The sequence below is a fragment of the Streptomyces sp. NPDC029138 genome (genome assembly GCF_055564375.1).
On the sequence record NZ_JBVHWM010000018.1, the window covers coordinates 64,308 to 77,733 of the forward strand.

Below are 13,426 nucleotides of genomic sequence, written 5' to 3' on the forward strand. Positions count from 1 at the left end.
ACCCCTCGCGCGTCCGAACGGCCGAAAGCCCTGCCGGAGCGCCGGGGCGCGGGTGTGTACTGCGGTCGGGGCGCGACCCGCAAGCTCCCGGGAAATACTGTCGAAGCGCTTCGACGCGCTATGGACACCCCGGCCCGCCTGAAGCTAGTGTCAATCTCACCCTCACCCACCTTGTCGTCAATGCGCAGTGTCGAAGCGCTTCACAAAGCTTGGAGAGCTGGATGGTCACCCTCGCCGAGGTCGCTCAGCACGCCGGAGTCTCGGCGAGCACGGTGAGCTATGTCCTCAGCGGCAAGCGGTCCATCTCCGCGACCACCCGGCAGCGGGTCGAGCAGAGCATCCGGGAGCTGGGCTACCACCCGAACGCGGGTGCCCGCGCCCTCGCCGGCAAACGGTCCAACATCATCGCGCTGATGGTCCCCCTGCGCACCGACATGTACGTGCCGGTGATGATGGAGATCGCCATCGCGGTGGCCACCACGGCCCGGACGCACGGGTACGACGTCCTGCTGCTCACCGGCGAGGAGGGCCCCGACGCGGTGCGCCGGGTCACCGGCAGCGGTCTCGCCGACGCGATGATCCTGATGGACGTCGAGCTGGAGGACGAACGGCTGCCGCTGCTGCGGGGTGGGGGCGCCCCCGCCGGGGTGAAGCCGAGAGCGGGGGAGGACCAGCCCTCGGTCCTCATCGGTCTGCCCGCCGACACCACCGGCCTGACCTGCGTGGACCTGGACTGGAGTGCGACCGGCGCGCTGTGCGTGGAGCATCTGGCGGAACTCGGGCACCGTGACATCGCTGTCATAGGCGAGGCCCCGGCGGTGTACGAACGGCACACCGGCTTCGCCGAGCGCACCCTCGACGGACTGCGCTCCCGCGCCCGGGAGACCGGCGTTCGGGTGCTGCACCGGCCGTGCGAGGGCGGGTACGACGCCCTGGCCCTCACCCTGGCCCGGATCTTCGACGAGCGGCCGGGGACGACCGGGTTCGTGGTGCAGAACGAGTCCGCGGTGGAACCGCTGCTCGCGCTGCTGCGCCAGCAGGGCCGGGCCGTGCCCGAGGACGTGTCCGTGGTCGCGATCTGCCCGGACCAGGTCGCCGTCCAGGCCTCGGTGCGGCTCACCTCGGTCGCCATCCCCGCCCAGGAGATGGGCCGGCACGCCGTGGAGCACCTGGTGGCCAAGCTGGACGGCCGGGGCGGCGACGAGGTCGAGCTGCTCGCACCCGAGCTGACGGTCCGGGCGAGTTCGGGCCCGGCACCGGCCGCGCCCTGACACCCACCGGTCACGGCCCGCCCGGGACACACCCCTGCCGCTCTCCCGCTCTCCTGTCCGCACGCTCTGCCCGCTGTCCCTGCCCGCACCTGCGCCAGTTGCCCCGTCCGCCCGCCCCCGCCCACTGCCCTGCCTGCACCTTCTGCCCGCTGTCCCTGCCTGCACTCCCTGCCTCAGGAGCATGCTGATGTCCAGCCGGGGCTGCACCCTGCTGTGGAACAGCCCGGCCCTGCGGGACGGGGCGGAGCTGCCGGTCACCGAGTAGCCCGGAGGGGCCGGCCCCCGCGAGGGAGCCGGCCCGTCGGCTCAACTGCTGCTGACGGTCAGGTTGTCGGTGGTGAAGTCCAGGCCGCCGGACGACGAGGTGATCTCGTAGCCGAACTGCACGTCGCCGATGGTGACGTTGCCGAACCAGCCCTTCGTGTCCTTGATCCACTTCAGGATCGGCAGGATGTTCACCGTGCCGGAGCTGGAGTTGGAGCTGCGGATGAAGGAGAAGACGTCGTTGGAGCCGTTGTTGCCCTTGTAGACGGTCCAGGTGGCGCCGCCGAGGGTGACCGTGCCCTGCGAGGTGCCGAGCGGGCCGACGGCACCGGTCTTGTTGACCCAGAGCATGACCTCGTAGTCGTACGCCGTGTCCCAGATGTCGTACGACGTGTTGTACGCGCCGGACGCCGGGACGGTGACGTTGTAGCTGCTGGTGAGAGACGTCAGGGAGGTGATCGGCTTGTTGATCACCTTCTTGGCGTTGGGGTAGGACTTGATCCCGCCGGTGTCGGGGTGGTTCGCCCAGACGCCCCAGTTGGTGCCGGAGTTGGCCCAGACGCACTGGCTGCCGGCGCCGGAGCCCCAGATGTTGTTGTAGAGGGTGTAGCCGTTCAGCGTGGTGTTGCCCCACTGGTCGCAGGAGTTCCAGACGGCGGCGGACGCGGGCGCCGAGGCGAGGCCGACGGTGGCGCCGAGGGCGGGGGCCAGCAGGGCCTTGGCGACCCGGCTCAGCGTGCTTGTTGCCATGGTGTCCCTTCCATGGGTGGGGGGAGTTTCTCCGGTCACCGCGCCCCCAGGACGAGGACGCGGTCTTCTCCGGCGACGAGGTCGAGCGGCTCGGCGCCGCGGGAAGTCCGCAGTTCGACGCGGTGGGTGCGGCCCGGTCGTACGACGGCCCGGGCGCCGTCCGGTCCCCAGCCGATGTCGATCTCCGCGCCGAACCGGGTACGGATGCCCCGCAGTTCGCCGCGCGGCCAGCTGTCCGGGACGGCGGGCAGCAGGACGAGCCGGTCCGGGGTGGACTGGACGAGCATCTCGATCAGCACGCCGGGCAGGGTGTGCGCGGCGTCCGCGTTGTAGACGTTCCGCCGCGGATAGTGGGCGCTCATCAGGGAGGCGTGGAAGAAGTCGCCGTCCAGGACCCGGCGCAGGGCCCGGGCGGCGCGCCCCGCGTCCCCGAGCCGGGCGGCGAGCAGGGCGTGCTGCAGATGGCCGTGGGCGGAGTCGTTCTCGGGGCCGCGCAGTTCGAGCGCCCGGTGGGCGGCGGCGGCCAGGCGGGGGGTGTCGTACGGGGTGATCTCCTCCAGCGGCCAGCGGCCGTGGAGATGGCTGAGGTGGCGGTGGTCGTAGGAGTCGTCGAGTCCGGGCCAGGCCCATTCGGCGAGGGCGCCGTCGCGGTTGATCCGGTGCGCGGGCAGCCGGTCCGCCAACGCCCGCCATCTCTCACCGAGTCGGGGATGACAGCGGGCGGCGGTGAGCAGGGTGTGGCGGGCGGCGGAGAGGTCCATGGCCGCGTTGATCGCGCCCCAGCTGCCGTTCGCGGGGCGGTTCTCGGGCGAGTAGGAGGGCACGACGACGAGGTGGCCGTCGCGGTCGGTGCGGGTGAGGAAGTCCTCGTAGAAGAGGGCCGCCTCGGCGAGGGCGGCGGCGGTGCGCGGGTCCCGCTCGCCACGGATCTCGTCATGGTCGACCAGCGGTTTCAGCAGCCAGTCGGCGCCGGCGGTCCACAGGTGCAGCGGGTACTCACGGCTGAAGTGGTACGTCAGCCCGGACTCGCCGTCGGTGTGCGAGGGCGCGACGGCGCCCCGGGTGCCGAAGATCGCGCGGGCGTTGGCCCGCCAGTCCGGCAGCTGCCGCTCGACCAGCGCGGCCAGCGCCTCGGTGACCTCGGGCAGGGCGGCGGCGGGCGCGGAAGCGGTCTGGAGGTTGAGGTTGGCGTTCGTGGTGAACGCACCCGACCAGGCGGTGTTCCAGTCGCCGGTCCACAGTCCGGTGAGCCGGGGCGGGAGCAGGCCGCTGCTGGAGAGCAGGTGGTAGCGGCCGGCGGCGAACAGCCGCTCCAGCAGGGCCGGGCTGTGCGGGCGTTTCAGCAGCTCGGAGCCGGGCAGGGCGCGCTCGGCCGGGTCGGCGCCGAGATCGAGACCCACCCGCAGGTAGGCGGTGCGGTGCCGGTCCAGATGGCGGGCGAGGAGGCTGTCGTACGGCTGCTCGGTGCCGTCGAGCAGGTCCTGGAGCAGCCGGGTTTCGGCGATCACGTCCGCCTCGCCGGTGTGCCGGCGTACCCGGGTGAGCAGCAGCACCGAGCGGGCGCCGGTGACGCGGACGCCCGGCGGGACGAGTTCGGTCCGGCCGCCGGAGACCGCGACGAGGGTCACGCCGGTGTAGGCGCGGTCGCTGTCCGGGTAGCGGGCGCGCAGGCTCAGCAGGGCGCCCTCGGGGGTGAGCAGCGCGCCGTGGCCGACCCGCAGCCCGGCCGGGGCGCCGGGCAGCCGGTGGTCCAGGCGGACGTCGAGGTCGCCCCCGGTGACCTCGTGCACGATCACGTCGTCGGCGCGGGAGACGAAGACGCGGCTGCCGGCGTCGGAGCGGACGGCCGTGACCTCGCCGCTGGTGAAGTCGACGGCCCGCCGGAGGCCGCCGTGTGCGCTGCCCGCCGGTCTGCGCAGCCGGATCCGGAAGGCGGGATGGAAGGGCTGCACCCACTGGAGCGGGCGGCCGTCCGTGAAACCCTCGGCGGCGGTCAGGTCACCGGCGAGCAACCGCGCCTGCACCGCCGGGAGTTCGGCGGCCAGCCGGGGCGGCCGGGCGTGCTCGGCGCCGTTGGGGCGGACCAGGGTGTGATGGGTGACGAGGACCCGCTCATCGTTCGGGTCGCCGAACACAAGGGCGCCGTGATGGCCGTTGCCGCTCAGGAAGGCGTCCTCCCAGCGGGCCGCCGGGGCCGGCTCCCAGGTGCCGTGGACCGGTGTGTGGCTCATGACCGCAGCACCGCCACGCCGTAGCGGCCGAGGGTGACCGCGTCCGTGACGTCCGTACCGCCGAGCAGTTCGTGACGGGCCCCGGGGACCTGGACGGTGACCGGCTCCCGCCCGTGGTTCAGCAGGAACAGCAGCTCGCCCCGGCGCACCGCCTCCACACCCGCCGGGAGCCCGTCCAGTACCGGATCGACCCCCGCCTCGGCGGCGATGCCGGCCAGCAGGGAGCGCAGGGCGTCCGGCTCGGGCAGCGTGGACAGGTACCAGGCGCGGCCCCGGTGCAGTACGGCGGGCAGCCCGTCCAGCTCACCGCCCCGGTACGGCACGGTCTCGGCGGCTCCGGGCTCCGGCTCGATCTCCTCCGACCACAGGGTCCCGCGGAAGCCCTCGCAGGCCACGGTCTCCCCCGCCTCCAGCGGCCACCACTCGTGCAGGGTACGGATGCCGAACAGCTCGCGCAGCCGGGCGTCCATGCCGCCGGCCCGGACCCGGTCGTCCTCGTCGGCGACCCCGGTGAGGAACCCGCAGACGAGGGCGCCGCCGCCCCGCACGTACGCGAGGAGGTTGGTGACGGCGGCGTCGGTGAGCAGGTACAGCTGCGGGGCGACGACGAGCCGGTAGCCGGACAGATCGTGTTCCGGGTGGGCGAAGTCCGTGGTGAGGTGGGACTCCCACAGGGCCCGGTGCCAGGCGGTCAGCACCTCCGGCAGGTCCACGAGCGTCGACAGCCGCCCCTCGTGGTCACCGGCCCACCAGGAGTGCCAGTCGTGCAGGACGGCCGCCTCCGCGGTGATCCGGCCACCCGTCACCTCGGCCGAGATCTGTTCGAGTTCGGCGCCGAGCTGCTTGATCTCCTGATACGTGCGCCCCTCCTCTCCCGCGTGTCCGACCATCCCGGAGTGGAACTTCTCGGCGCCCTGCCGGGACTGGCGCCACTGGAAGTAGCAGACGGCGTCGGCGCCCCGGGCGACGGCCTGGAAGGACCACAGGCGGTTGAGGCCGCGCGGCTTGGGGTGGTTCACCCCCCGCCAGTTGACCGGCCCGGCGGCCTGCTCCATCAGCATCCAGGGCCCGCGCGCCTGCGAACGGGTGAGGTCCTGCACGAGGGCGCCGCGCTGCGCGCCCAGCGGATCGCGCGGATCGGGGTAGAGGTCGACGGAGACGACGTCCTCCTCCTCGGCCCAGCGCCAGGCGTCCTGCCCGGTCCACAGCGGCATGAAGTTGGTGGTGACCGGGATGTGCGGGGTGTGCCTGCGGACGATGTCCCGCTCGGCGGTGCAGCACTCCAGGAGCATGTCGGAGGTGAAGCGCCGGAAGTCCAGCACCTGGCCCGGGTTCTTCAGATAGTGGGCGTGGCGCGGGGGCAGGATGCCGTCCCAGGTGTCGTAGCCCTGGCTCCAGAAGGCGGTTCCCCACGCGGAGTTGAGGGCGTCCAGGGTGCCGTACCTCGCGCGCAGCCAGCGGCGGAACGCGGCGGCGGCCTCGTCGCCGTGGTCGAAGGTGCAGTACTCGTTGTTGATGTGCCACAGGGTGAGGCCCGGGTGGCTGCCGTAGCGGGCGGCCAGGTCCTCGGTGATGGCGGCGGCGTACCGGCGGTAGGTGGCGCTGGAGTGCGAGAAGTGCTGCCGGCCGCCCCACCACTCGATCCGCCCGTCGGCGTCCCGGGGCAGGGTGTCCGGGTGCAGCCGGCCCATCCAGGGCGGAGGCGAGGACGTGGGCGTCGCGAGGACGACCCCGATGCCGTGGTCGTGCAGGAGGTCCATCAGCCGGTCCAGCCAGCCGAACTCCCGCGCTCCGGGTTCGGGTTCGAGCTTCGACCAGGAGAAGACGCCGAGCGTGACGGAGTTGACCCGGGCGTCCTTCATCAGCCGGACGTCGTCCTGCCAGGTCTCTTCCGGCCACTGCTCGGGGTTGTAGTCGCCGCCGAAGAGGAGGCGGCCCCGGGTGACGTCGTCGAGGGTCGGCTTCACGCGGGCTCCCTGTGCTGAATGCGGCTCCTTCCGTAGGCGCCCGGTCACCCCTTCACCGCCCCCGTCAGCATCCCCTTCCGGAAGTGCTTCTGGACGAACGGCGACAGCACGGCGACCGGCAGCAGGGCGAGCACCATCACCGCCATCTGGACGGCCAGCGGCGACAGCTGCCCGGTGTTGATCTGGGCCGACAGCCCCACCGGCCGTTCCTGCTTCTGCACCAGCTGGATCATCACGTTCTGCAACGGCATCATCTTCTGGTCGGTCAGGTAGATCGACGCGTTGAACCAGGCACTCCAGTACCCGACCGCGTAGAACAGCGTGATCACCGCCAGCACGGCCCGGGACAGCGGCAGCACGATCCGCCACAGGATCCGCCAGTCCCCCGCCCCGTCGATCCGCGCGCTGTCGACGAGTTCGGGCGAGATGCCCATGAAGAACCCGCGCAGGACGAGGATGTTGAAGACGCTGACGGCGCTCGGCAGGATCAGGGCGAGGTAGGTGTCGGTGAGGCCGAGCGCCTGCACCAGCAGGTACGTGGGAATGAGCCCGGCTCCGAAGAACATCGTCGCGAGCAGGGTCATCAGGATCCACCGGTGCCCGAGTGACCCCCGGCGCGAGAGGCCGTACGCGCACAGCACGGACACCGTCATGCTGAACACCGTGCCGACGAACGTCACCCCGACGCTGACCAGCGCGGCCCGTTGGACCTGGCCGCCGCTGAGCAGTTCCTGGTAGGCGACGAAGGTGATGCCCTTGGGGATCACCACGAGCCCGCCGGTGTCGTCGATGACCTTCTTCGGGGACAGGCTGGTGACGATCACGATCCACAGCGGGAAGAGCACGGCGAAGCAGGCGATCCCGAGGACCAGCCCCTTCCCGGCGAGCCCGGCCTTCGCCGGCTCCTCCTCCCAGGACGGCCGGGGCGGGGCCGCCCACCGGCTCCGCTTCTCCCGCCGCTCCCGTTCCACGAGAGGCCGGTCGGCCACGGCGCTCATTTCTCGTACACCCCCTGCTCGCCCATGAGGTGGGCCACCTTGTTCGCCACGAGGACGAGGGTCAGTCCGACGACGCCCTTGATCAGGCCGGCCGCCGCCGCGTAGCTGAAGTCCTGGTTGCGGATGCCGTTCCACCACACGTAGGTGTCGAGCACCTCGGAGGCGTCCGGGCCGACCGCCTGCCGCTGGAGCAGGAACTGCTCGAAGCCGACGGTGAGGGCGTCGCCGACGCGCAGCACGAGCAGCAGGGCGATCACCGGCCGCAGCGCGGGCAGCGTGATGTGCCACATGCGGCGCCGGCGCCCGGCGCCGTCCATCGCGGCGGCCTCGTACAGGTCGGTGGAGACGGCGGCGAGCGCGGCGAGGAAGACGATGATGCCCCAGCCCGCGTCCTTCCAGACCATCTGGGCGGTCACCAGGTACTTGAAGACCGAGGGGTCGGTCATGATGTCGAAGCCGGAGTGCCCGTGTTCGCGCAGGGTCTGCGCGAGGACGCCGGCGCCGCCGAAGATCTGCTGGAAGACGGTGACGACCAGCACCCAGGAGAAGAAGTGCGGCAGATACATGACCGCCTGGGCGACCGCGCGCACCCGGGGCCGGATCACGCTGTTGATGAGCAGGGCCAGCGCGATCGGGATCGGGAAGTACAGCACGAGCTGGAGGAAGAACAGGACGAACGTGTTCTGTACGGCGTGCCAGAACTCCTGGTCCCCGAAGACCCGTTGGAACTGCTCGAAGCCGACCCAGGGGCTCTGGAAGACGGCGACGAAGCCGTTGTCGCTGAGATAGGGGTCGTAGTCCTGGAAGGCGACGACGTTGCCGAGGATCGGGATGTAGTTGAAGACCAGGAGCAGCAGGACCACGGGCAGGGTCATCAGGATCAGGGTGCGGTCGCGCCGGAATCTGATCCTCAGGCTGAGCTTCCGGCCGCGCTCCCGGCGCCCGGTGCCACCGCCGGACGCCACCGGGGCCCCTTCCCCCGTCGTCGCCCCGGCCCTGCTGCGGGGCACGGTGCTGGTCACTTCGCCGAGCCGGCGGAGTCGAGCAGCTTGCGGTACCAGTCGCGCAGGTCGTCGCCGCCCTGCTTCTTCCAGTCGGAGACCGCCTGCTGCACGTCACTGATCTTCTTCCGGCCGCGTACGACGTCGTCCTCCAGCTGCTCGAAGTCGTCGGCGAGGTTGGACCAGCGGCTCGGTTCGGTGATCGTGAGGCCGTAGAAGGAGGACTTCTTGGTGAAGGCGCCCATGCGCTGCTGCCACTCGACCATGCCCCGGGTGACCTCGGGGAGGTCGGGGTGGGCGACGTACGCGGCGGGCTTGCCGGTGTAGTCGAAGGCGCCGAGGACCTCGTTGACGCCCTTGGTGGTCTTGGTGGGCACGCCCCTGTTCAGGGTGAAGTCGGTGCCCTCGACGCCATATTCGGCGAGCAGGCGCTCCTTCGTGCCGTACGGGGCGGCACAGAAGTTGGCGATGGCGAGGAAGTCCTTGATCTTCTGCTCGGACGCCTTCTTGCTGACGAAGGTGAAGATGTTGGAGGGCTGGACCGCCCACAGCAGCGGGTCGCCGCCGTCGTGGGTGAAGACGTCCATCGCGCCCATCTCGAAGTCCGGGTTCTGGGTGCGCTGTTCGGAGGTCTTGCCGAACCAGTCGGACAGGTCCTGGTTGTAGACGAGGAGCTTGCCGGCGGTGAACCGGACACCGGCCGGGTTGGCGGTCTTGCCGGCCTTGTCGTCGGGGTGGACCACGCCGGCCGCGAACAGCTTGCGGGCCCACTCCAGGGCTTCCAGGTACTCCTCGGTCTCGATCCGGTTGATCAGCTTGCCGCCCTGGAGGTTCCACCACAGCGCCTTGTCGCTGCCGTTGAGGACGCCGAAGGCGTTGAAGGCGGTCCACTTCATGTCGGCGCAGGCCCACACCCCGCCCTTGGCGTCGGTGGCCTCCTTGGCCCAGGCGAGGAACTCGTCGGTTGACTTGGGCAGTTGCCAGCCCTTCTTGTCGAAGACGTCCTTGCGGTAGAAGGGCGCGATGTTGGTGACGTAGGGGGCGGGCAGCGGGACCGCCCGCAGCTGTCCGCCGAAGATGGAGCGCTGCCAGGCGTCGGTGGGTACGGCGGCGAGGTTGGGGTAGTCCTTGACCTTGTCCCCGGACAGGTAGGGGCCGAGGTCGGCGAACTTGGCGTTGATGGCGCTGGGGATCTTGCCCATCAGGTTCCAGCCGGGGACGACCACGACGTCCGGGATGTCGCTGGAGGCGAGGACCGCGCCGAGCTTCTCGTCGTAGGTGTTGCCGTCCTGGTTCTGCCAGCTGGTCCGGACGCCGATGGCCTCGTTCATGGCCCGGTAGTACGGGTTGTCGTTGTCCGGCGGGGTGCCCCACAGCGGGGCCATGACGGTGAGTTCGCCGCCGCTGCCGAGCTTCTTCGGCACGGAGGTCTTCAGCTGGTCCAGGGCGACGGCCTTGGTGAAGCCGGCCGCCGAGCCGTTCTTCGCGGGGAGGTCGGGGGCGACGACGCTCGACGCCACGTACACGGGGAGGATCTTCTGCGCCGCCTTGCCGGAGGTGGTGCCTTCCTTGCGGCCCTCCTGCCCGCCGCCGCAGGCGGTGAGCAGCGGCATCCCGCCGGCCACGGCCGCGGCGGCGACCGCGGTGGAGGCGAGGAAGCTCCTCCTGCTGGGGGAGCTTCTCCGGCTGGGCGCGGAGGATGCGGGGGCGGCGTTCGGCGTCATTGCGTCAACCCTTCATGGCGCACCAGGACACCCGGCGGTGGCCGTCGGCTGCGGTGTCTTCAGTGGATCCGGCTGAGCGGAAGTGCGTTTGCCGTGCAAGGCAGTCGAAGCGCTTCGAAGTTGCTGCGAGGTTAAGTGAACCCGTGGGGGCGCACAAGGGTCGTTCCCAAGATTCCTCCGATCTCCCCGCGCCGCTACGGGAGTTGGCCGTGCCTTGCCGCGCCGGTGGAAAGTCGGCCTTGTTTCGGCCCGGCACTTGACACCTTAACTTCGGCCGCCCGAGCATCGAAGCGCTTCGAAAGGGCCGTCTCGCTCCATCCGCAAGGGGAACCACTCGTGACCGTTGACTCGCCGTCCACGCCGCCTTTCCGCGATCCGCACCTGCCGTTCGCGAAGCGCGTCGACGACCTGCTGGCGCGGCTCGGCCTGGACGAGAAGATCTCCTTCCTGCACCAGTTCACGCCCGCCGTGGAGCGGCTCGGCATCGCCGCCTGGCGGACCGGTCAGGAGGCCCTGCACGGTGTGGCCTGGATGGGCCCGGCGACGGTGTTCCCGCAGGCGGTCGGCCTCGGCGCGACCTGGAACCCGGAGCTGGTGCGGCGGGTCGGCGAGGCGGTGTCCAGGGAGGCCCGGGCGATGCGCGCCCGCGACGACCGGGTCGGCCTCAACGTCTGGTCCCCCACGGTCAACCTGCTGCGCCACCCGCTGTGGGGCCGTAACGAGGAGGGCTACTCGGAGGACCCGAAGCTCACGTCGGCCATCGCCACGGCGTACACCCGGGGCCTGCGCGGCGAGCATCCTCTGTACTGGCGTACCGCCCCCGTGCTGAAGCACTGGCTCGCGCACAACAACGAGACGGACCGGGCCACTTCGTCGGCCTCCGTGCGCCCGCGCGTCCTGCACGAGTACGACCTGCGCGCCTTCGAGGAGACGGTCGAGGCGGGCGCGGTGGCCGGAGTGATGCCCGCCTACAACCTGGTCAACGGCCGCCCCAACCACGTCTCCCCGTACCTGCGCGAGCACCTGCGCACCTGGACCGACGAAGAGCTGCTGGTCTGCTCGGACGCGGGCGCGCCCTCCAACCTGGTCGACGCCGAGCACTACTTCGACACCCACGAGGAGGCCACCGCGGCGGCCCTGCTGGCCGGCGTGGACAGCTTCACCGACCACGGCACGGACGCCTCCCGGATCACCGCGCGGATCAAGGGGGCCGTGGAGCGAGGCCTGTTGACGGAGGCGGACCTCGACACCGCGGTCCGCCGCCAGCTCTCCGTCCGCTTCCGGCTCGGCGAGTTCGACCCGCGCCACGACCCGCACGCGGCCACCGGCGCGTTCGACACCCCCGCCCACCGGGAGCTGGCGCGGGAGGCCGCCGAGCAGGCGATCGTCCTGCTGAAGAACGACGACGACCTGCTGCCGCTCGCCCCCGACACCCGGATCGCGGTCGTCGGCCCGCTCGCCGACGAGTGCAAACTCGACTGGTACAGCGGCAGCCTCATCCACCGCTCCACTCCCCTGGAAGGCCTGTACGAGCGGTTCGGTGCCGAGCGCGTGGAGTTCGCGGAGGGCGTGGACCGCGTCCGGCTGCGGACGGCGGCGGGCGCCTTCCTGTCCGTGCCGCCGGCCGAGGCCCCCGACCGGGCGCGCGGCACCGAGGGCGCGCTGGACCCCGCGCTGCTCTCCGGCCGCACCGACCTGCCGCCGCTGACCACGGACGCGACCGGCACCGAGTTCGCGCTGGCCGACTGGGGCGAGGGCGTGCTGACGCTGCGCGCCCCCGACGGCCGCTATCTCTCCGTCGCCGAGGACGGCTACCTGCGCGCCTCCGCCGACCAGCCCGGCGGCTGGGTCGTCCAGGAGACGTTCCGTCTGGAACCGCACCGCGGCGGTCACCTCCTCAAGCACCTGGGCACGGGTCGTCATGTGCGGGTCGCCGCCGACGGGGTGAAGGTTGCCGACACGGGCGACGTCTTCGAGGTCGTCACGGCCGAGCGGGGCGAGGAGGCCGTGGCCCGGGCGGCGGGCGAGGCGGACGTCGTCCTGGTGGTGGCGGGCAACGACCCGCACATCAACGGCCGCGAGACCGAGGACCGTACGACCCTGCTGCTGCCGGAGCACCAGCTACGGCTGCTGCGCGCGGCCCGCGCCGCCAACCCGCGCACGGTGCTGGTGCTGGTGTCGGCGTACCCGTACGCGGTGGACACGGCCCGGCTGCCGGCCGTGCTCTGGACGGCACACGGCGGCCAGGCGGCGGGCACGGCCCTGGCCCGGGTGCTGGCCGGCGACGTCTCCCCGGCCGGCCGCCTGCCCCAGACCTGGTACGCCGCCGACGCCGACCTGCCCGACCTGCTGGACTACGACGTGATCGGCAGCCGCCAGACCTATCTCTACTTCGAGGGCACGCCGCTCTTCCCGTTCGGCCACGGCCTGTCGTACGCGTCCTTCGCCTACGCCGACCTGGCGGCCGGGGTGGAGGCGGGCTCGGTACGGATCGGCTGCACGGTCACCCACACCGGGGACCGGACGGCCGATGAGGTGGTCCAGCTGTACGGCCGGGCGGTGGACCCGTCGGTGCCCCGCCCACGCCGCGAGCTGCTGGCGCACCGCCGGATCACGCTCACCCCCGGCCGCACGGCTTCCGTGTCCTTCGACGTCCCGCTGTCCGCGCTGGAGTTCTGGGACGTGGCCGAGGGCGGGTGGCGCCTGGAAGAGGGGCCGTACGAACTCCTGCTGGGCGCGTCCAGCGAGGACGTACGCCTGCGGACGACCGTCCACGTCGACGGACGGCCGCCGGCCCCGCGCCCGGTGCTCGAACGGGGCCTGTCCGGCGCCGACTTCGACGAGCAGTCCGGCGTCGCGATCGTGGACCGGACGAAGACGGCGGGCGACGCGGTGACCCCGGCCCACGACGGGACGGCCGAACTGGTCTACCGGGCCTGCGACTTCGGCACGGGAGTGCGCGAGGTGACCGCACAGGTGGCGGGCGAGGGCACCGTGGAACTCGCCCTGGACGGCGGCCCGATGCTGGCGGCGCTCACCCTGGACACGCCCACGGACGGCCCGTACGCCTACACCACCCTCACCGCCGGGCTGGTCGCCGACGGCGTCCACGACGTCCGCCTCAGGCTGCGCGGCCCGCTGCGGCTCGCGCACGTCGGCTTCTCCGGTTGAGGGTCCGGAGAAGCGCGACACCAGGAAGGGGCCCGGCACCGGAAGGCAG

8 protein-coding genes are annotated in these 13,426 nt (G+C 71.7%); 2 read left to right on the top strand and 6 right to left on the bottom strand.

What is annotated here, in order from left to right:
- Positions 1-221: 221 nt before the first annotated feature.
- Positions 222-1,271, top strand: coding sequence for a LacI family DNA-binding transcriptional regulator (locus ACZ4WH_RS17420; RefSeq protein WP_468181217.1), 1,050 nt, complete (start codon positions 222-224; stop codon positions 1,269-1,271).
- Positions 1,272-1,577: 306 nt separating this feature from the next.
- Here ACZ4WH_RS17420 and ACZ4WH_RS17425 read toward each other — a convergent pair whose 3' ends face one another.
- From ACZ4WH_RS17425 to ACZ4WH_RS17450, 6 genes are read right to left on the bottom strand one after another with little or no spacing between them, the layout of a single operon-like run.
- Positions 1,578-2,285 (bottom strand): glycoside hydrolase family 12 protein, encoded by a 708-nt coding sequence (locus ACZ4WH_RS17425; RefSeq protein WP_468181219.1) that lies wholly within the window; start codon positions 2,283-2,285, stop codon positions 1,578-1,580.
- Between the two features lie 35 nt (positions 2,286-2,320).
- Positions 2,321-4,516, bottom strand: a complete 2,196-nt coding sequence (locus ACZ4WH_RS17430; protein ID WP_468181221.1) for a glycosyl hydrolase family 95 catalytic domain-containing protein — start codon at positions 4,514-4,516, stop codon at positions 2,321-2,323.
- Positions 4,513-6,483, bottom strand: a complete 1,971-nt coding sequence (locus ACZ4WH_RS17435) for a beta-galactosidase (protein ID WP_468181223.1) — start codon at positions 6,481-6,483, stop codon at positions 4,513-4,515. Before ACZ4WH_RS17435 ends, ACZ4WH_RS17430 begins: the two co-directional genes overlap by 4 nt.
- A gap of 44 nt (positions 6,484-6,527) precedes the next feature.
- Entirely contained in the window at positions 6,528-7,481 is a 954-nt protein-coding gene (locus ACZ4WH_RS17440; RefSeq protein ID WP_468181225.1) for a carbohydrate ABC transporter permease, read from the bottom strand.
- On the bottom strand, positions 7,478-8,503 hold the full coding sequence (locus tag ACZ4WH_RS17445) for an ABC transporter permease (RefSeq protein WP_468181227.1): 1,026 nt from the start codon (positions 8,501-8,503) through the stop codon (positions 7,478-7,480). The genes ACZ4WH_RS17440 and ACZ4WH_RS17445 overlap by 4 nt, the downstream gene beginning before the upstream one ends.
- Positions 8,500-10,206: a type 2 periplasmic-binding domain-containing protein gene (locus ACZ4WH_RS17450; RefSeq protein WP_468181229.1), complete on the bottom strand. Its 1,707-nt coding sequence runs from the start codon at positions 10,204-10,206 to the stop codon at positions 8,500-8,502. The genes ACZ4WH_RS17445 and ACZ4WH_RS17450 overlap by 4 nt, the downstream gene beginning before the upstream one ends.
- 336 nt (positions 10,207-10,542) lie before the next feature.
- Between ACZ4WH_RS17450 and ACZ4WH_RS17455 the strand changes: the two genes are divergently transcribed.
- Positions 10,543-13,377, top strand: coding sequence for a glycoside hydrolase family 3 C-terminal domain-containing protein (locus ACZ4WH_RS17455; protein WP_468181231.1), 2,835 nt, complete (start codon positions 10,543-10,545; stop codon positions 13,375-13,377).
- The last annotated feature ends 49 nt before the right edge of the window (positions 13,378-13,426 follow it).